Origin of the sequence: Bradyrhizobium sp., from assembly GCF_016462955.1 — a bacterium.
Taxonomy (GTDB): Bacteria; Pseudomonadota; Alphaproteobacteria; order Rhizobiales; family Xanthobacteraceae; genus Bradyrhizobium.
Genome location: NZ_JAEMSD010000056.1, coordinates 1 through 19,153, shown reverse-complemented (window position 1 = coordinate 19,153; position 19,153 = coordinate 1). Strand labels below are relative to the sequence as shown.

The following is a 19,153-nucleotide window of genomic DNA, read 5'->3' as shown; positions in this document are numbered from 1 at the left end:
CCTTCGCCGAAGCGGGCTAGTACAGAATGCTCAAGTCTGACCCCATTGCCGCGGCGCCTTCACCTCTCCCGCTTGCTTGCGGGAGAGGTCGCGCGTTCCGGGCGATGCGAAGCATCGTCGCGCGCGCGGGTGAGGGTTCTGGAGCGACCACCCTGCGACCGACTTGGAGCACGGCGTGGTCCACAATGGCGTTCGCTGTCGTCACATGGCTATCCTGATCCCGAGTCTCGGCTTCGCGCGCTTCGACAGCCGTGGCGAGCTACGCCTGGCAGAACGGCTGAAGGACTTCCTCGAGGAGAACGCCGTCGTCTGGCACAACCTCCCGGTCGGCCCGCTCAACCGGCATCCGGACTTCATCATCGTCCATCCCGCGAGCGGCCTGCTCGTCCTCGAGGTCAAGGACTGGCGGCTGGAGACGATCGTCTCGGCGGACAAGACCAAGGTCGAGCTGCTGACGGATCGTGGGGTCGTCGTACGCGAGAGCAATCCGCTCGAGCAGGCCCGCAGGTACACGTTCGAGGTCGTGCGCACGCTGGAGCGGGACGGGCGATTGCCGATCGACATCGCCAAGGGCAATCGCAACAGGATCTCGGTCAAGCGGGTGGCCGTGCGGTTCCTGAGCATGCACAGCGCGAAAGGCCTGGAGTTTCCCTGCGTCGCCATTGCCGGCCTGGGCGCGCTCGGCCGCCACGGCGAGACCGTCGAGGAATGCGTCAGGCTGACCTATGTCGGTGTGACCGGCGCGACTCACGAGGCGCTGCTGCCCTATTCGAACGAGTCGACCTTGGTGCAGCGCTTGATCGCCTGACGCAGCGCATCCGCTCTCTCACGCGGTCGTGCCGTCGATCGAACGGCGGATCACCCGCTGCACTTCCGCATTCGACAGGAACAGGTCGTGGTTGATGATGCCCCAGCCTTCCGCCGAGGCATCGACCACGCGCACGCCGAGCCGCGCGATCGCGGCTTTCTCTGCGGCGCCGACCCTGGTCATGCCGCCTGCGAGCTGCCCCGACAGCGCCAAAGCGCGATCGTTGGTCGAGGCGATCACGGTGATCTTGCCGGCGAGGGGGCCGATGCGCTGAACCGCAGACGAGAACACATCCATGTCTATGTCGGGCGCGGCAAACACGACGCCGCCGATCTTGCTGGTGACCGTATCGCCATAGCGGCCGTAGAGCTGACGCAGGCTTTCCAGCGTCAGCATGGTTCCCATGCTGTGCGCGACGATATGCACGCGGCCGGCGCCGGGCGACGACACGAGCGAGGAGAGCACGCGTTCGAAAGCGTCGCGGGACCACATCGCGCTGTCGCGGTCGTAGGCGTAGTCGAACAATCCTGCCCTGGAGGGCCAGGAGAACGCCATGGTCCGGCCGCGGAACCTGATGCCGTCTGAGAGATGAGCGGCATCCAACACGGCCGTCTCGAATGTCTGCTTGAAGCCGTGGACGTAGATCAGCACGTCTCCTTCGCCCGCCTGCGCCGCGAGATCGCCGGCATCGGCCGGCACCGGTTCGACACGATCGAGTCGCCAGGTGCCAAGCCCGACAGAGGCCAGGGAAAGGCGGCTCTCGTCCGGCGCCGACAGCTTCACCTGCGCGACAGTCATGCTGGTCGCGCGCTCCGGGCCGAACCAGGGTTTGGTGCGGCCGCCGTTCACGGGCTTGCGCGTGGTGGTGACGAGCAACGTGGGATCGGCGGAAAGGGACGATGCGTCGTAGCGCGCGCCGGTCGCGCCGAGCCCGGCGCATCCGCCGAGCGCAAGCGCGCTCCCTGCCGACAGGAATCCGCCGAGGAGAGCCCGGCGCGAAATCAAGTGATTGGAGTCGCGTCGTAGAACAGGTCGGACGATCACAAGGAACCTTCGGGAACTTTGCCCACCATAACGCCGCCCCACACAGCTCCTGAATGACAATGGGGGCGAGAAGACGGCGGAGCTGCGTCCAGTGGATCATGAGCCAGCGTTTGTCGTCCGGAACCTGCGGAGACCGACAATCTGCTTCAACGGCGCAGATAGCGCCAGCCGACGACGACACCGCTCACCGAGACGATGGTGCCAAGGATCGAGAGCAGCCACACCAGGATGTCCCAGGCCGGGCGATACATCAGCAGCAGGCGGAAATCCAAACTGTGCAGCGCGTTGAACAGCCAGCGATAGGTGCGGCGGCTGCTGTCCGCGCGGCCAATCACGTCGCCGGTGACAGGGCTGATGTGAAACCATGTTTTCGCGTCATCATCGAACACGGCGCGCAGCACCGGCAGCTCGCGGTCGTGATGATGCGCATACCAGTGCGAGTCGTATTCTTCGAGCAGCATCCGCTCCGCGAGGCGTGCTTGCGGCAGCAACTTCGTTGCGGCGGTCCAGAGCCGATCCTGCGGGATTGCCGTGGTCTGGCCCGACGCCACGTCCAGCGGCCTCTGCGTGCCATCACGCGATGCGGCGATCATCATCGGGCTGCCATCGAGCCAGAGGAAGCGCGCTTCGACCACGGGGAGTTGCGGCGTAGGTGACTTCGTCGCAATCGTCGGCGCATCATGACCGGCATAGCGTTGCAGCACCTCACGGCTCGTGGTGCGGCTTGCGAAATATTCGCCGGGGTTGAGCGAAAGCCAGCCGGAGAACATCCAGGTCAGCACGAAGATGCCTGCGATCAGGCCCGTGACGTGGTGCCACGCCATCCAGCCACGATAGGGCGTGATCCTGCCGCTCGCATAGCGCCGCTTCAGCCGTACGCGAAGGATGCCGATCCAGATTCCGGTGACACCGACGATGAGGCAGATGCCGGAGATCCAGAGTACGACGAGCCGCCACAACGGGCCATCCCTGCGCAGCACGGTTGGGTAGATCCAGTGCGGGATCGAGCCGAGCCAGTTCCACACACGCTCGGTGCGGTTGGTGTCGAGCACGATCTCGCCGGAGCGCGAGGACACATAGAGCCTGGTGCCGGCATCGTCGCCGAGCCCGATGAGGTAGAGCGGGCGCAGCGGATCGTAACGCGCCGTTACGCTCCATTGGTCGCGGTCGACCATTTCTTCGAGGTGCGGCGATCTGCTTGCGGGATGATGTTGCGCGACCGCGAGCGCCTGCTGTTCGGAAACACCCGTGATGACGCGGCCGTCGGAGGCGGAGATCGCCTGCCGCCTGCCGTCCCAGCCGGTGATCCGATACACGGGTTCGTCCGCCAGCATGGACAACCTCAGGTCGCGTGGATACTGCGTCGCTCCCGCCGCCTTCATTGCGTCGTCCGGCGACAGCGTCACTTTCGCCCACTGAATGTCAGGGAGCGCTGCCAGCTTCTCCTTTTCGGAAAGGCCTGGAAACGCGACGTACATCATCACCACGCCGGAGATGAACCACATGGCGAAGAACAGGCAGGTGACGATTCCGACCCAGCGGTGGCCGATATACAGCCACCGCCGGAGTGTGCGTTTCACGCGCGACACGGTCAGAACTTCACGTTGACTGCGACTCGCGCCGTGCGCGGCATGCCGAGCAGCCACTGGGTCGTGCCGCCCGACGTGGTGTAGACCTCATCGAACAGATTGTACACGCGGAACGACACGGTGGTGTTGAGATCGGGCTTCCACTGCACACCGGCATTGACGATGTTGTAGGCTGGGCGCGTCATCGTGTTGGCATTGTCCGCGTAGGTCTTGCCGACGATCTGCACGCCGGCATTGACCGACCAGTTCGGCGCAAAGGCCCAGGTCGCCCAGATGTTGGAGACGGTTTGCGGGACATTGACCGGGACATTGCCGGCAAAATTCACCGCGACGCCGCCGACCGACTGCACGAAGTCGTCATACCTCGCGCGCAGGAACGCGGTGTTGGCATCGATCCGCCAGCCATAGTCGAGCAGAAAACCAACTGAAGCTTCGACGCCGCGCGATGATTGCTGGCCGACCTGGACCGTCAGCGAGGGAATGTTGGGATCGCGGGCCAGCAGGTTGTTCTTCACGATCTCGTAGCCGGCCAAGGTCCATTCGCCGCGGCCGCCCCAGAACGATTGCTTCACGCCGATCTCGATCTGTCTGCCGGTGGCAAGGTCGAAATTCTTGTTGGCGGACGACAGTGAGATCAGCCCTCCGACCGGATCGACCGCCGTGGCATACTGGCCATAGAAAGCGAGGTCCTTGACGGGTGTATAGACCGCGCCGGCGCGCCATGTCGTCGAGGAGAACGATTTTTCGAAACTGTTCGCGGGCGTGACATAGTCGGTGCGCGTGATCGTCGGTTCATCCTGTCGAACGCCAGCGATGATGGATAGCTGCTCGGTGACCGAGAGCCGGTTCTCGGCGAACAAAGCGTATTGATTGGTCACGCTGCCGTAACCGGGAATGGTGGGGTTCGGGCTGTTGAAGACGCCTGGATCGAAGCTGTAGGGGTTGACGGACGACGAGCCGCCATAAGGTGAATTGTTGGTGTGGGTGAAATCGATGCTGTTGACGTCGAAGCCCGCCAGGAACTCGTTGGCCATACCAAGGACATGCCCGCGGAATTTCGCGTCCATGCGGTTGCCGACCTGCTGCTGATCGTGAAAGATCTCGATATAGCTGGTTCGGTTGATGAGGCCGGTAGCAGGATTGTAGGCGTAGCTTTCGACGTCCTTCCAGTGCCGCTTGGAGTTCAAGTAGTACAGCGTGTTGTGGATCGAGATTCCATCGGCGACCTGCCAATCGGTCTTCACCTGGTTCCAGCTGTCCTGGTAGCGGATGTGGCTGTCGCTGACATTGTAGTTCTTGAAGCGTAGCGACTCTTCGAGCCTGCCGTTGATCAGCGGCGTGCCGAAGTAGCGCGACGGGTTGCGGTCGCCGTAGTCTGTGGACAGTGTCCAAGTGACGTCTTCGTTCTGTTTGACCTGGACCACGGCATGAAGCGCGACGTTCGAGGTGTTGTCACGATCGACCCATCCATCCGACATGTTGCCGGTAGCGGTGATGCGATAGGCGACGTCCTTGCTGATCGGACCGCCACTGTCGACCGCAATTCGCCGTCTCATGTTGCTGTCCAGCGAGATTTCGGCCTGGTTGCGAGGGATCCAGGACGGCAGTTTCGACACGATGTTGATGGCGCCGCCGACCGCACCCGCGCCATACATCACCGATGCAGGGCCGCGTAGCACCTCGATGCGCTCGGTCGACCATGTGTCGAACGGAAAGGTGACCGTGCCGGCGCCGATGTAAAGCTGGGTGCCGTCATAGAGCGTCATGACGGACCCAAGGCCCGTGAAGCCGCGGGTATTGAACGAGACCCCGCCGTTGCCCGGTGCCGGGCTCGCCGTGAAGCCGGTGGCGTTTTGCGTCACCGCGTCCAAGATGTCCTCCTGGCCGCGTTCGGCGATGGTTTCGGCAGAGATCACCTCCACGCTGGCCGGCGTCTGCAGCCGCGTCAGCCCGAGCCGGCTGCCGGCGGTGCTCGCGCCGGTGAGATTGAGCGTGGGTGCGGCGAACGCGGGACCCGTCCGGTCGGCCGTCGGAGCACGCGTGTCCGAAGCTACGCTTCGCTGCTGATGACGAGAGCGCGAGGGGCGCGTTGCATCGCTACGCCGGGTGCTGCGAGCATTCGGCGGCGCCGCTGGCGGCTGCACTACGACAGGATCGAGCGTCTGGGCCGGCCTTTCCGACTGTGCCCAGCCGTCCGTCGACAATATGAGGCAGGAGAATGCAACTGAACGGAGCAACGGGCGGCGATGCCGTGGCGCGAAAACTATGCGGGAGGTCATCTATCGACTCGCGATAACGTGGCACGTCACCGCGAACGCAGTTTGGCCGCTGCCTCAAGAAGACAGCTCAACACTCACCAGGACACCCCGCCCAATGTGCTCGCGTGTGACCACGACTGACGGCAGGTCTCCTGGCTCGCGGGTCGTTGCCTGTCGCCGCCTTCCCAAGCCCGCAGGCCCAGTGGCGTTTGGCGAAGGCTCACCGCTTACAGTTGCGGGGGCAGCCACGGCATTGGGGGAATCCCCGCACCGTATTCCCTATTGATCCCCCGAAGGAGAACCGTCGCAGTCACCCTAGTTTTATTTGCAAAGGGCTGTCAACTGGCTGACCCGACACAGATCAGCGCGTCCCACCGTCATCGGCGACGCGTCGATCGTAGGCGATACACCAATTTCCTGTCACCCAGTCCGGCGCGCGGCCTTACCTGGAGACCAGCAAGACTCGGGCAGCGAGATCGCGAGATCGCGGATGCGTGTCGCGACCGAGTTCGACAATACCGCACGGACGGGCTGGTTTTCGAATTGCGTGACGCCCAAGGCAACACAATTTCAACCTAACCTCTGTAGGCCTGTTACCGTCTCGTTCCACGGGTCGCTTGCATGAAATCGGCTTGGCGTTTTTCTCTCCTCCTTCTCCTCCAACTCCTCGTGGGGGTTTCCGCCCAGGCGCAGGAGGGCGAAGTCGTCAAACTATCAGCCAGTATCGCATATCAGCGCGTTGCGCGCTGGGATGCCGATCAGCTCAACAAGATTCTGAAGGTCGATACGCCCGCCTTCGCCGGGATCACGACAGCCTATAGCCCGGCGCGCAATGCCGTTCGGCTCTATCGCGTGACCTATTCGTCCGTCATACCCGAGCGCGGCAACAAGCCGACAATCGCGTCCGGATTGCTGGCGATCCCCGAGGACAGCGGCACCTCGTTGCCGCTGGTGTCGTACCAGCACGGCACGGTCTACGGAAAGCAGGAGGTTCCGTCCTTTCCGCAGCAATCGCCGGAAACGCAGTTGATGATCGCCCAGTTCGCCGGCCAGGGCTATATCGTGATCGGCGCCGACTATTTCGGGCTCGGCACGTCGGCCGAGCCGGAAGGCTACATGGTGAAGGCGAGCCATCAGCAGGCGACCTATGACATGCTGACGGCGAGCCGCGCCGTGCTCGATCACCTCAAGCTCACCACGACCAAGCTGTTCCTCGCTGGCTGGTCGCAAGGCGGTTTCGTGACCATGGCCATGCTCGAAAAGCTCGAGCAATCGGGCGTCAAGGTCGACGCCGCCGCAACCGCGAGCGCGCCGGTCGACGCGTTCGTCGCGCTCAACGGCTTTCTCAGTTTCCCGCGCAAGAACGATGCGAGCTGGGTGAATTCGCTGTTCATCCTGACGGCGTTCTCCTTCGAGAATTACTACGGCGTGCCGGGGCTCGCGCGCTCGCTGATCGCGGATGCTTATTACGACGTGGCGCGCAAGGCTTATATGGGCGAACCCTTCAATCCGGCCGACGTCCCCACCGACCTGCACAAGCTGATCCGCGCAGACTATTTCGATCCGCAGTTCTTCGCCGCATCAGCCTACGGGCGCCTGGTCGCGCAGACCCAGGCGTATCGCTGGATCGTCAAAAGCCCGGTCCGCAACTATTACGGTGAAAGCGACGAAGCCATCAGCGTCGGGCTGGGTCAGCTCGCCATGACCTATCAGCGTGCAATCGGCAGTGGCAACCAGGCGGTGGAGGCGGTCTCGACCGGCAGCACCAGCCATCGCGGCACCTTCGCCACGGCGGTGCCGAAATGGAAATCCTGGTTCGACGGGCTGTGACGCGCGCGCGAATACGCATGATGCATCGGCATCGACAGAGGTGGTCGGCTTCCTGAAAATCTGCATCATGCGCGCCGGGACTGGCCGCCAAGCGGCCGGTCTCGGCCTCCGGAGCTGCTGCCGGGCCTTTGGAGGCTTTTTGCAATAGCTTTTCGGAGTGACTATATGAGCGGCTTGGTGATCTCTGGCGGCCGGGTGGTGGATCCAGCCAGCGGGATGGATGCCATCGGCGACGTCGCGGTGGTAGACGGCAGGATCGCCGCGGTCGGCGCCTCGCTCGGCGGCGCAGAGCGGGTGATCGACGCAACCGGGCTCGTCGTCGCGCCCGGCTTCATCGATCTGCATGCGCATGGCCAGTCGGTCCCGGCCGACCGCATGCAGGCGTTCGACGGCGTGACCACCACGCTCGATCTCGAGGCAGGCGTGCTGCCGGTTGCGTCCTGGTATGAACGGCAGGCCAGGAAGGGGCGCGTGCTGAATTACGGCGCCGCCACCAACTGGGCCTTTGCCCGCATCGGCGCGATGACCGGCTCCAATGCGGAGAGCTCGCTGGAAGCATTCGGCGCTGCCATGCGCGACCGCCGCTGGATCGACAATGTCGCGACCGATTCGGAGGTCGCCGGTATCCTGGAGCGCCTATCGCGCGGCCTGAACGAGGGCGGCATCGGCATCGGCATCCTCAACGCGTATGCGCCGGGTGCCGGCGTGCAGGAGCTGACGGCGGTGTGCCAGCTGGCTGCAGCCAAGGACGTGCCGACCTTCACCCATGTCGCCTTCATGTCGCGCATCGACCCCGAGAGCGCGGCGGAAGCCTATATCCGCCTGATCGGCTATGCCGGCGCCACCGGCGCGCACATGCACATCTGCCACTTCAATTCATCGAGCAAGACCGACGTCGAGCGCTGCCGCGCGCTGATCGAAAAGGCGCAAGGACAGGGCCTGCCGATCACGGTCGAGGCCTACCCCTACGGCACCGGCTCGACGGTGCTGGCCGCCGCCTTCTTCAGCGACCCGGAGTTCGTCGAGCGCAACGGCACCGGATACGATTCCGTGCAGCGCGTCACCGACGGCTATCGCTTCCACGATCGCGAGGAGCTGCTCAAGGCGCAGGCCGAGGAGCCGTCCTCGCTGGTGCTCTGGCACATCCTCGACACCGAGAACAATGCCCATCACCGCGACCTGCTCGACATGTCCGTGCTGTATCCCGGCGGCGCGATCGCTTCCGACGCGATGCCGTGGACGCTGTCCGACGCCAGCACCTACACCGGCGATGCTTGGCCGCTGCCGGATGATGCCACCTCGCATCCGCGCTCGGCCGGCTGCTTCACCAAGTTCATCCGCGAATGGGTGCGCGAGCGCAAGGCCGTGTCGCTGCTGGAAGGCGTGCGCAAATGCGCGCTGATCCCGGCGGAGATCCTGTCACAGAGCACGCCCGCGATGCGCGCCAAGGGCCGGCTTGCCAAGGACGCGGATGCCGACATCGTCGTGTTCGACTACGAGAAGCTCTCGGATCGCGCGACCTTCACTGCGATGAACCGTGCGTCCGAAGGGGTACGGCATCTGGTCGTCAGCGGCCAGGTGCTGATCCGCGACGGCATTCTCGACGTCGAGGCGCGGCCGGGAAAACCCGTGCGCCGTCCCGTGGTCGCGAGCTGACCCATGCCGGTCCCCATTCTGCTGGTCACCGGCTTTCTGGGGGCGGGCAAGACCACGGTCGTCAACCATCTGCTGGCGCACGCAGATGGACGGCGCATCGCCGCCGTGGTCAACGATTTCGGCGCCATCAACATCGATGCGGAGCTGATCGCCGGCGCCAGCGAGGGCGTGGTCAGCCTCGCCAATGGATGCATCTGCTGCTCGCTCGAGGGCGATCTGTTGCGCACGCTCTCGACATTGCTGCGGCGTGATCCCAAGCCGGAATACATCGTCATCGAGACCAGCGGCGTCGCCGATCCCGCCGACATCGTGCGCAACCTGATGGATCCGGTGATCCTGCGCGAGGCGCCGCTGGAGACGGTGCTCTGCGTGATGGACGCGACCGCGCCGCCGGCTGCCCTCGAGGATGCGCTGCACCGGTCGCAGCTCCGCGTCGCCGATATCGTGGCGCTGAGCAAGCTGGATCTGGCGGACGATGGAGCAGGAGCGCGGATGCGCGATGCCATCCGCGCGCAGCGCGTACCTGCCGTGGTGGTCGATGCGAACCACGGCGAGATTGCTGCCGCGCTGCTGTTCCCTGGGAACGTCGATCGCGCGCCGCCACGTGATCCCGGTCCTCGCCGGCCGGCGGAGGAGCGCTTCGAAACACTGAGCTGGACCTCGGACAAGCCGGTGTCGCTGCCCCGCTTGCAGCAGGCCATCAGTCGTCTTGCGCCGAAGCTCGCGCGCGCCAAAGGCCTGTTCGAGACCGTCGAGCAGCCCGGCCGCCAGATGGTATTTCAGTTCGCCGCCGGCCGCGCCACGCTGGCGCCCGGCGATGCGCCAGTGACAGACGTGCCGCGGACGCGGATTGTCTTCATTGCCGAGCTTGGTGTGCTGTCGCAGGCGGAGCTCGATGCGATCATGGAGACGTGCGTTGTGGGTGAGTAGCGCGATCCGCACCGATCGCACGCGTACCAGCTCCCGCGGAACGCGGCCATGTCACTCCCCCTCCGATCAGCGCGGTTTCCGGCCGGGTCAGACCTTTCCAGCGGTCATGCTCAAGAGGGCACGGCAATTCTGCGCCCGGCACGCTCACGCGAATTGCGCGATGCCGTTTCCGACGGACCAGTTCTCCTTGGGCGCGTCGAGCACGTTCACGAACACGTCCTCGGGCCGGATCCCCGGGCTCTCGCCGAGCAGGTCGGCGATCCGCCGGTACAGCGCCTTTTTCTGCTCGGTGGTGCGCGAGGCGAACACGGTGATCTGGATCAGCAACGCGTCGTCGCTGCGCGCGAAGCCGTAGGCATTGCCGCAGCGAAAATTCGCTGGCTCATGCTCGGTAATGGTCATGAACGCGTCGTCCTCAGGCACGTTCAGGGCCTCACGCATGGCGCGGTAAAGCCCGTCGAGAATCGCCTGCCGGTAGGCCTGAGGCTTGCCGGCGCGCATCGAGATGTGGAGGAGAGGCATCGTGCGTTCCTTTGCATGCGGTCCCGACCGGAACGGCGCCGTGAACGCCGCCGGCTGGCCGATTGAGGAAAGCGGGCTATCAATCCCGATCAATTTTTGACACGATGTCCAGAAAGCAGGTTCTTGACGTCGTGTCAAATACTTCGTGGAGGAAGCTTGAGGCCGCGCGAATTCGATCATGACGAGGTGCTGCGCATCGCGTTCAACCAGTTCTGGCGCAAGGGCGTGCGCGGCACCTCGCTGTCCGACATCGCCCGCGATGCGGAAGTCCAGCGCGGAAGCCTCTACAACGCATTCGGCAGCAAGGAGGCGCTATTCCTGCAGGCCTATGAACGCTACGCGGGGGATTATCTCGCCGCGCTGGAAAAGGCGCTCGGGGCGGGTTCTCTGCGCAAGCGCCTCACCGCGTTCTTCGATCTGACCATCACCAATTTCCGCTCGGGCACGCCGCCGCGCGGCTGTCCGACGACGCGCGGGCTCATGGAGCTCGGCGCCGCCGAGGGCGAGGGGCTCGATGACAAGGCGCGCCTAGCTTTTGCGAGCCTGATCTCGCGCATCACCGCACTGCTTCAGAACACGTTGTCGGCCGGCGCGGCGCGGGGCGAGTTTGGCGGCAATCCCGTGGCTGCGGCGCTGCACATCGTCACCGTGACGCGTGGCCTCGCCGTGCTCGAGCGAGCGTTCGACGACGAGCCCCAATTGCGCAAGATCGCCGCGCACACGATTGATCTCGTGCTCGGCAGCAAAGGCGGATAGGTATCAGCACAGCGCAAGCGCGTTGACCGCGCGCGTTGCCGCATCCTGGCTTCCGGAGCCGACGAACTGGCAGACCACGGATTCGAGCTCGCCCGGCTGCCGGCGGCGTGCGATCGCCAGCAGCCGCATCAATTCCGCCTCGTCCTTGGACAGGCGCTTGCAGGACGGCGGCATGAAGCAGAGTTCGCAGGGCCGGCCGCCGCGCAGGATCCTGACGAGAGCGGCGGCGCGTGCGACCAGCAGCGGGCTGTCGGCGATGCCGGGCGCTTCGTCGGCAAAGCGATAGGCCGCCTCCCAGCAATCGGAGGCGCCGGTCGCGTAGGCTGCTCCGATGAACCGGAGCAGCGACAGCGCGACGCGGCAGAAATCGTCGCAGCCTTCGACGCTCCGTGGCGTCGCCAGCGCGGCCTGGAGCGGACAGGGCTGCGATTGGCCGGCGTCCGCGGCCACAGACGCACATGCATCCTGCATCATGAACGATCTCGTCAATGCAATGTGGGACTGCCCACGAACCAGCTCTTCATCGCCATGATCCGGTGATGGTCGAAAGACTGCGCATGCCGGTCGGGCAGGATGAGGCCGGCCATGCGGAAGATCGTTGCAAGCCCCCGGACCGGCGCGAGCGCCCAATCGGCGCCGAGCGGCGGCAGCCAGCGCTCGAACTGCTCGCGCGCGACATCGACGCGGTCCTGCTGGGCCGCGGCAATCGCCCGCAAGATCCCGTGCTCGCTGTCTGACATCCGAGGGCAGGTCGGGCAGTGCACCTCGATGGCCGTATGCGCCGTGCACGCGAAGACCTCGATGATGGAATCCAGCGAGAGCACGGCGTCGCCGACGCGAAAATGGCCGTACACCTCCTGGATGTCGGCGGCGGTCGGGACCGCGCCGCCGCTGCGCGCCTTCGCCCGAAATCCCCAGATGAAGAGCCGCTCCGCAGCGCTCAACGCAGGGAGGTCGAGGGGTCTTGTATGTGTCGCATGATGCATTGCGCCTGTGACCTTTGGCTGCGAGCGCGCCAGAGCTGGCGCGGATGATCTGCGCCGATCGTTCTGCCACAGGCTCGCGCAAGTCAACGCTGCGAGGGCCGATATCGAGGTCTTCTAGAGTTGGGGACACGCCGGTACTGCTCAAACGTGCGCAAAGAATGTGCAGCGGGCTCATGCTCTTTGCTGCGGCAGTTCATGCGGATGCGGCGGGCGGCCGTACCATATTGCGGCACATTCACTCATAACCGCCTGCGCGCGCATCCGGTTTACGACACCTTAAGCGGAATCGAGGCATATCAGGCCTATTCGAGCGATGCTCAAGTCGCCCCCAAGTTGATTGCATGCGCCATCCGTGTGTTGCGCGCCCCATCTCCAGAGAGAACGACTGTGCTGAACCAGATTTCGATCCGTTCCAAACTTCTCAGTGCCGTGCTTGCCATGGCGGTCGCGATCTGCTGCGTGACAGGCGTCGCGCTGTGGTCGATGTACCAGCGGATGTATCAGGACAGGGTCAATGTCCTGAAAGCCATGGTCGAGGCAGGCTATAGCCTTGCGCAAAAGTACGAGGCCGCTGCGGCGGCAGGCCAGCTGACGCGGGACGAGGCGCAGGCACGCTTCAAGGATGCGCTGCTCAAGATCCGGTACTCCGGTGAAGAATATCTGTTTGCCCATACCTACGATCAGGTGGGCTTCGCACATCCCAGTCCGAAATTGATGGGCAAGGACGTTTCGGGCATCAAGGACGCCAAGGGCGTTCCCGTCATCCCGGCCCTGGTCGAGATCGTGCGCAAGACGAACGAGGGAACCTATGCCTACGACTGGCCGTTGCGGCAGGACGATCCGACCACCGCGGTGAAGTTGTCTTACGTCAAAGGCTTTGCGCCCTGGAACATCTTCATCGGTACGGGTGTCTTCGTCGACGATATCTGGACCGACTTCATGGCCATGGTCTGGAAGATCGTCGGCATCATCGCGCTGCTCGCGCTTCCGGCCATCAGTCTTGTCGGGCTGGTCGGGTTCGCCGTCAGCCGCAGCATTCGCGGCGTCGGCGCTGCGATGCAGGCGCTGGCCGATGGCGATTTGTCGATCGAGCTGCCCGAAGCGAAGCGGGCCGACGAAGTCGGGCAGATGGCGCGCGCCACGATGTATTTCCGCGATCGGATGGTGGAGAGCGAGAAGCTGCGGGCCGAGCAGGAAAAGCTCCGATCGGACACCGCCGACCAGCGACGGCATGACATGCACCGGCTCGCCGACGATTTCGAGCATGCGGTCGGTGCGATCATTGAAACGGTGTCGCAGGCGGCCGGCAACCTCGAGAACTCCGCAGCGACCCTGACATCGAGTGCCGACAGGTCCCAGGAGCTTGCCAGGACGGTGACGGCCGCCTCCGGCGAAGCCTCGACCAACGTCCAGTCCGTGGCCGCCGCGACCGAAGAGCTGAGCTCCTCGATCACGGAGATCAGCCGGCAAGTGCAGACCTCCGCCCGTATGGCGGGCGAGGCGGTCGCGCAGGCGAACAAAACCAACGAGCGGGTCACCGAGCTGGCGCGAGCTGCGAGCAGTATCGGCGACATCGTCGCGCTCATCAACGGCATTGCAGCGCAGACCAATCTGCTGGCGCTGAATGCCACGATCGAGGCTGCGCGCGCAGGCGACGCAGGCCGTGGTTTCGCGGTCGTCGCTTCGGAGGTGAAGCTGCTGGCGGAGCAGACCGCCAAGGCCACCGGCGAGATCAGCGAACAAGTCAACGGAATGCAGACAGCGACCGGCGAATCCGTCGCAGCGATCAAGGAGATCAGCGATACGATCGGCGGCCTCTCGGAAATCGCATCCGCGATCGCCGCCGCGGTCGAGGAGCAGGGTACGGCCACCCAGGAAATCTCGCGCAACGTCCAGCAGGCTGCGCACGGAACCCAGCAGGTGTCCGCGGGCGTTTCCGACGTTCAGCGTGGTGCGTCGGAGACAGGCGCCGCTTCGTCGCAGGTCTTGTCCGCGGCCCAATCGCTTGCCGCCGACAGCGGCAGCCTGAAGCAAAAGGTCTCCTCTTTCCTGTCCTCCGTCCGCGCGGCCTGAGGGAGCAACTTGCCCGAAAGGCACGTGGCGACCACGACGCCGTTGCTGGTCGCGAAGATCAACGCCCTGTCCTAACCGTTGGGATTGCGATCCATACCGCCGTTCGCTTCGCTGAGGGCGATGGACGAGAGCTGATGCGGGAGCGCGACGGCGTGCGACGCGTGGCGGCTGAGTCCCGCGTCGCAGAATCACGCGGAGGCCGTCATCGCGCTGGCTGAGGCCGCGCGCAATCTTTTCTCCAACGTGCCGGCCATCGCTCGGATCCCGTCTGCCGCCGCGTGGAAGATCGGCCATATGACGGCACGCGTGGCCGGCTCATATTCCGGCGGACGGGAACGACCGGTGCATCGGCCTCCTCACTCTTGACGACTGCGCCTAAAGTGCGGAAGCAGGGTCATCTCACCTGCCGACCCGCGCGTCGTTGCGCAGTATGGAGACGCCGCATGTCGTTCAAGAAGCTCCTGATCGCCAATCGCGGCGAGATCGCCATTCGCATCGCGCGCGCGGCGGCCGACGCGGGCATCGCGACCGTCGCGATCCATCCAGCGGACGATGCGCTGTCGCTTCATGTGCGCGTTGCGGACGAGGCGGTCGAAATCCCCGGTCGCGGCGCGCGGGCCTATCTCGACATCGAAGCCGTGGTGAGGGCGGCAAAGCGCACTGGTTGCGATGCCGTGCATCCCGGCTACGGCTTCCTCAGCGAGAATGCCGCGTTCGCAAAGGCCTGCTCCGACGCAGGTATCACCTTCGTCGGTCCCAAGGCGACGGCGCTCGAACTGTTCGGCGACAAGGTCGCGGCACGGCAACTGGCGAAGCGCTGCGGCGTCCCCATCATCGCCGGCACCAGCGGGCCGTCCGCGCTGGAGGAGATTGCGGCGTTCTTCACCTCTCTCGGCAGCAACGCGGCGATCGTGATCAAGGCGATGGCGGGCGGCGGCGGCCGCGGCATGCGCGTTGTGGAGAACGCGTCCGATCTTTCCGAAGCCTATGCGCGCTGCCAGTCCGAGGCCAAGGCCGCGTTCGGCTTCGACGGCGTCTATGCCGAGCGGCTGATCCGGCAGGCGCGGCATATCGAGGTACAGATCATCGGCGACCGCCATGGCGCCATCTCCCACCTCTGGGAACGCGAATGCACCATCCAGCGCCGGCACCAGAAGTTGATAGAGGTGGCGCCCAGCCCTTCGCTGAGTGATGCGCTGCGCGGCCGCATCATCGAGGCGGCGAAGCAGCTGGCGGCCGCGGCCTCCTACGACAATCTCGGCACCTTCGAGTTCCTGGTCGACGGCACCGCCGAGGACAGCTTTGCTTTCATCGAGGCCAATCCGCGGCTCCAGGTCGAGCACACCGTCACGGAAGAGGTGCTCGGCATCGACCTGGTCCGCGCCCAGCTCGCGGTCGCCGCGGGCAGCACGCTGGCCGCGCTGGGTCTTGCGCAAGGATCGATCCCGAAGCCGCGCGGCCATGCCATGCAGCTACGCGTCAACATGGAGACGCTGGATGTGTCCGGCGCCACGCATCCGACAGGCGGCGTGCTCGCATTGTTCGAGCCGCCGTCGGGCCCCGGGGTGCGCGTCGACAGTTTCGGCTATGCCGGCTACAAGACCAGTGCGGCCTTCGACTCGCTGCTGGCCAAGGTCATCGTGCATACGCCGGGCGAGGCCTGGCATGACGTGGTTGCGAAGGCTTCGCGCGCCCTGCGCGAGTTCCGGATCGATGGCGTCGTCACCAACATCGGCTTCCTCCAGGCGGTGCTCGCGCATCCCGATTTCAGGACCAACCGCATCGCGACCGATTTCATCGATCGCAACATCGCCAATCTCGTCGGGGCGGCCGAGGGCGCGGCAAAGCCGCTTTATTTCGCGGCGCCGGAACGGGGGGGCGCGCACGGCCCTGAAACGCATGTTGCGCAAGTGGTGCCCGAAGGTGCGGTGATGGTCGCGGCGCCCTTGCAGGGCACCATCGTCACCATCCAGGTGGGGGAAGGCGAGATCGTCCGTCCCGGCCAGCAGCTCGCCGTGATTGAGTCCATGAAGATGGAGCACCTGGTCATGGCCGAGCAGGGAGGCCGCGTCATGAAGCTCGTTGCCGGCGATGGCGTCACGCTGATGCATGGCGAGCCGATCCTGTATCTGGAGCCGCTCGACATTGCCGCCGATAGCACGGCTTCGGAAGCCGAGATCGATCTCGACCACATCCGTCCCGATCTCGCGGAGCTGATCGCGCGGCACGCCAACACGCGTGACGAGAACCGTCCGGCCGCCGTCGAGCGCCGCCGCAACACCAATCAGCGCACGGCGCGCGAGAATGTCGCGCAGCTCGTCGACGACGGCTCGTTCATGGAGTATGGCAGCCTCGCGATTGCGGCGCAGCGCCGCCGGCGCAAGCTCGACGACCTCATCAAGAACACGCCCGCCGACGGCCTCGTCATGGGCGTTGCCACGGTGAACGCCGGGCAGTTTGGCCCCGAGGGCGCACGCTGCATTGTCGTGGCCTATGACTACACCGTGCTCGCAGGCACGCAGGGCCACATGAACCACAAAAAGATCGACCGCATGCTGACGCTGGCGGAAGATTGGCGCGTGCCGCTGGTGTTCTATGCCGAAGGCGGCGGCGGGCGGCCGGGCGACACCGACCGGCTCGGCATGACCGGGCTCGACGGGCCGTCCTTCGTGCAGTTCGCAAGGCTCTCCGGCCTCGTGCCGGTGGTTGGCGTGGTCTCCGGCTATTGCTTCGCCGGTAACGCGGCGATGCTCGGCTGCTGCGACGTGATCATCGCCACCAAGAACGCTTCGATCGGCATGGGCGGCCCTGCCATGATCGAAGGCGGCGGCCTCGGCGTCTATCATCCGGCCGAGGTCGGCCCTGTCTCGTTCCAGTCGCCGAACGGCGTCATCGACATCCTGGTCGAGGACGAGGAGGAGGCGACGTCAGTCGCGCAGAAATACCTGTCCTATTTCCAGGGCGCGGTGACGGATTGGGAGGCCGCCGATCAGCGCCTGCTGCGCCGCGCCATCCCCGAGAACCGGCTGCGCGTCTACGACATCCGCAGCGTGATCGACCTCGTCGCCGACAAGGATTCCGTGCTGGAGCTGCGCCGTGACTACGGCGTCGGCATGATCACGGCGCTGATCCGCATCGAGGGCAAGCCGTTCGGCCTGATCGCCAACAATCCGCGCCATCTCGGCGGCGCGATCGATGCCGATGCCGGCGACAAGGCCGCGCGCTTCCTCCAGCTCTGCGATGCCTTCGATCTGCCTGTTGTCTCGCTGTGCGATACGCCCGGCTTCATGGTCGGCCCCGAGGCCGAGAAGACCGCGATCGTGCGCCACGTTTCCCGCATGTTCGTGACCGGGGCGAGCCTCACCGTGCCGCTGTTCGGCATCGTGCTGCGCAAGGGCTATGGGCTCGGCGCACAGTCGATGATCGGCGGCGGCTTCCACGCCTCGTTCTTCACCGCGGCCTGGCCGACCGGTGAGTTCGGCGGCATGGGCCTCGAAGGTTATGTCCGCCTCGGCTTCCGCAAGGAGATGGAGGCGATCGCCGACCCCGAGGAGCGCGAGACCTACTATCGCAACAAGGTCGCCGAGCTCTACGCCAACGGCAAGGCCGTTTCGATCGCCTCCGTGTTCGAGATCGACAACGTGATCGACCCCGCCGAAACCCGGCGCTGGATCATGGCGGGACTCCGCACGGTGCCGAAGCCGCCGCCGCGAACGGGGAAGAAGCGGCCATGCATCGACACGTGGTGAGGGCGGTGCAGCAAATCGGCCTTGCCTGAGGCAGTCTGTATCCACATCGTCATGCCCGGGCAGAAGCGCGTCTTCGCGCTAGATGCCCCGGGCATCCACGTTCTTTCGCAATCGCGGCAACGCGTGGGTGACCGAGACAAGCCCGGCCATGACGACGATGCGAGAGTATCGCCTCGCCGGTTCCCGATTGACATCCCCGCCCGTGGTGCCAGACTTTGCACAATAATACAGGGTGGAGACGTCCGCGATGGCCAGCCTTTCGGCCTCGAATCATGTCGCCCGTGTCTTGTCCGTCGCCAACCAGGTCGCGGACCGTTTGGCCGACGTCGACGCCTCTTCGCGGATTGCCAGTTCCTGGCGGCGATGCCTCGTGGATCACAAGCTCGATCCCGCCCGCCGCGGCCCGCCGCAGACGCTCACGGCAGCCGAAATCCGCCATGCCGCCGAGCCGATGGAGGAGATGATCAGGCTCGCAACGCCCGAGCTCGACGATCTCGCCCGTGTGCTGCGCGAGGCCGGTTACTGCGTCAATCTCGCGGATGCGAACGCGACCATGCTTTTCAGCCGTCTGCCGGGCGAAGCCGATGCAAAGATGTTCCTGGACTGGAAGATCTACACCGGCTCGAACTTCGCCGAGACCTTTGAGGGCACCAACGGGCTCGGCACCGCGCTCGCGGAGCAGAAGCCGATCCTGGTGCATCGCGACGAGCATTTTCGCGCCCAATGGCACATGTTCTCCTGTGCCGTGGCGCCCCTGTTCGACCAGGCCGGCCGGCTCGCCGGTGCGATCAACATCACTTCCTGCCGCGAAGATCTGGAGCGCGCCGCGCATCAGCTCGCACTCGCGGTGACGATCCAGGCGGCCCGGCGGATCGAGAACGCGATCTTCCGTGCTCACTTCCGCAACGCCTGGATCGCCAATTTCGACTATTCGGCGGAGCGGGCCGCATGG

General features: G+C 65.1%; 14 protein-coding genes and 1 riboswitch. Of the genes, 8 read left to right on the top strand and 6 right to left on the bottom strand.

The features are described from left to right. The first annotated feature begins 205 nt into the window (after positions 1–205). Positions 206–808: an NERD domain-containing protein gene (locus JHD07_RS09000; protein ID WP_291621189.1), complete on the top strand. Its 603-nt coding sequence runs from the start codon at positions 206–208 to the stop codon at positions 806–808. Between the two features lie 18 nt (positions 809–826). On the opposite strand, the gene JHD07_RS08995 is transcribed toward JHD07_RS09000, so the two are convergent. From JHD07_RS08995 to JHD07_RS08985, 3 genes are all read right to left on the bottom strand, one after another. Next, entirely contained in the window at positions 827–1,813 is a 987-nt protein-coding gene (locus JHD07_RS08995) for an alpha/beta fold hydrolase (protein ID WP_291621187.1), read from the bottom strand. A 185-nt stretch (positions 1,814–1,998) separates the two neighbouring features. After that, entirely contained in the window at positions 1,999–3,441 is a 1,443-nt protein-coding gene (locus JHD07_RS08990) for a PepSY domain-containing protein (protein WP_291621185.1), read from the bottom strand. A gap of 2 nt (positions 3,442–3,443) precedes the next feature. Next, on the bottom strand, positions 3,444–5,585 hold the full coding sequence (locus JHD07_RS08985; protein WP_366864147.1) for a TonB-dependent siderophore receptor: 2,142 nt from the start codon (positions 5,583–5,585) through the stop codon (positions 3,444–3,446). Between the two features lie 238 nt (positions 5,586–5,823). Beyond that, positions 5,824–6,020, bottom strand: a riboswitch (cobalamin riboswitch). A 300-nt stretch (positions 6,021–6,320) separates the two neighbouring features. Between JHD07_RS08985 and JHD07_RS08980 the strand changes: the two genes are divergently transcribed. The 3 genes from JHD07_RS08980 (at position 6,321) to JHD07_RS08970 (ending at position 10,115) form a co-directional block, all read left to right on the top strand. Then, entirely contained in the window at positions 6,321–7,529 is a 1,209-nt protein-coding gene (locus JHD07_RS08980; RefSeq protein ID WP_291621182.1) for a S9 family peptidase, read from the top strand. Positions 7,530–7,694: 165 nt separating this feature from the next. After that, positions 7,695–9,185, top strand: a complete 1,491-nt coding sequence (locus tag JHD07_RS08975; protein WP_291621180.1) for an amidohydrolase family protein — start codon at positions 7,695–7,697, stop codon at positions 9,183–9,185. A 3-nt stretch (positions 9,186–9,188) separates the two neighbouring features. Then, positions 9,189–10,115, top strand: coding sequence for a GTP-binding protein (locus JHD07_RS08970; RefSeq protein ID WP_291621178.1), 927 nt, complete (start codon positions 9,189–9,191; stop codon positions 10,113–10,115). A gap of 144 nt (positions 10,116–10,259) precedes the next feature. On the opposite strand, the gene JHD07_RS08965 is transcribed toward JHD07_RS08970, so the two are convergent. Beyond that, on the bottom strand, positions 10,260–10,637 hold the full coding sequence (locus JHD07_RS08965; RefSeq protein ID WP_291621198.1) for a tautomerase family protein: 378 nt from the start codon (positions 10,635–10,637) through the stop codon (positions 10,260–10,262). Between the two features lie 156 nt (positions 10,638–10,793). Between JHD07_RS08965 and JHD07_RS08960 the strand changes: the two genes are divergently transcribed. Continuing rightward, on the top strand, positions 10,794–11,393 hold the full coding sequence (locus JHD07_RS08960) for a TetR/AcrR family transcriptional regulator (protein ID WP_291621176.1): 600 nt from the start codon (positions 10,794–10,796) through the stop codon (positions 11,391–11,393). A 3-nt stretch (positions 11,394–11,396) separates the two neighbouring features. On the opposite strand, the gene JHD07_RS08955 is transcribed toward JHD07_RS08960, so the two are convergent. After that, a complete protein-coding gene (locus JHD07_RS08955; protein WP_291621174.1) occupies positions 11,397–11,867 on the bottom strand; it encodes a hypothetical protein in 471 nt (156 codons plus the stop codon). Between the two features lie 11 nt (positions 11,868–11,878). After that, complete coding sequence (locus tag JHD07_RS08950; protein ID WP_291621172.1) at positions 11,879–12,337, bottom strand: hypothetical protein; 459 nt, start codon at positions 12,335–12,337, stop codon at positions 11,879–11,881. A 429-nt stretch (positions 12,338–12,766) separates the two neighbouring features. Between JHD07_RS08950 and JHD07_RS08945 the strand changes: the two genes are divergently transcribed. The 3 genes from JHD07_RS08945 to JHD07_RS08935 form a co-directional block, all read left to right on the top strand. Continuing rightward, a complete protein-coding gene (locus JHD07_RS08945) occupies positions 12,767–14,452 on the top strand; it encodes a methyl-accepting chemotaxis protein (protein WP_291621170.1) in 1,686 nt (561 codons plus the stop codon). Between the two features lie 443 nt (positions 14,453–14,895). Continuing rightward, on the top strand, positions 14,896–18,201 hold the full coding sequence (locus JHD07_RS08940) for a carboxyl transferase domain-containing protein (RefSeq protein WP_291621168.1): 3,306 nt from the start codon (positions 14,896–14,898) through the stop codon (positions 18,199–18,201). Between the two features lie 247 nt (positions 18,202–18,448). Continuing rightward, on the top strand, positions 18,449–19,153 hold a 705-nt coding region (locus JHD07_RS08935; RefSeq protein WP_291621165.1), incomplete at its 3' end, for a GAF domain-containing protein.

What these genes read in the sequence shown, in the direction of transcription:
- JHD07_RS09000 (WP_291621189.1), top strand. Translation starts at nt 206, where the DNA reads ATGGCTATCCTGATCCCGAGTCTCGGCTTCGCGCGCTTCGACAGCCGT.
- JHD07_RS08980 (WP_291621182.1), top strand. Translation starts at nt 6,321, where the DNA reads ATGAAATCGGCTTGGCGTTTTTCTCTCCTCCTTCTCCTCCAACTCCTC.
- JHD07_RS08975 (WP_291621180.1), top strand. Translation starts at nt 7,695, where the DNA reads ATGAGCGGCTTGGTGATCTCTGGCGGCCGGGTGGTGGATCCAGCCAGC.
- JHD07_RS08970 (WP_291621178.1), top strand. Translation starts at nt 9,189, where the DNA reads ATGCCGGTCCCCATTCTGCTGGTCACCGGCTTTCTGGGGGCGGGCAAG.
- JHD07_RS08965 (WP_291621198.1), bottom strand. Translation starts at nt 10,637, where the DNA reads ATGCCTCTCCTCCACATCTCGATGCGCGCCGGCAAGCCTCAGGCCTAC.
- JHD07_RS08955 (WP_291621174.1), bottom strand. Translation starts at nt 11,867, where the DNA reads ATGATGCAGGATGCATGTGCGTCTGTGGCCGCGGACGCCGGCCAATCG.
- JHD07_RS08940 (WP_291621168.1), top strand. Translation starts at nt 14,896, where the DNA reads ATGTCGTTCAAGAAGCTCCTGATCGCCAATCGCGGCGAGATCGCCATT.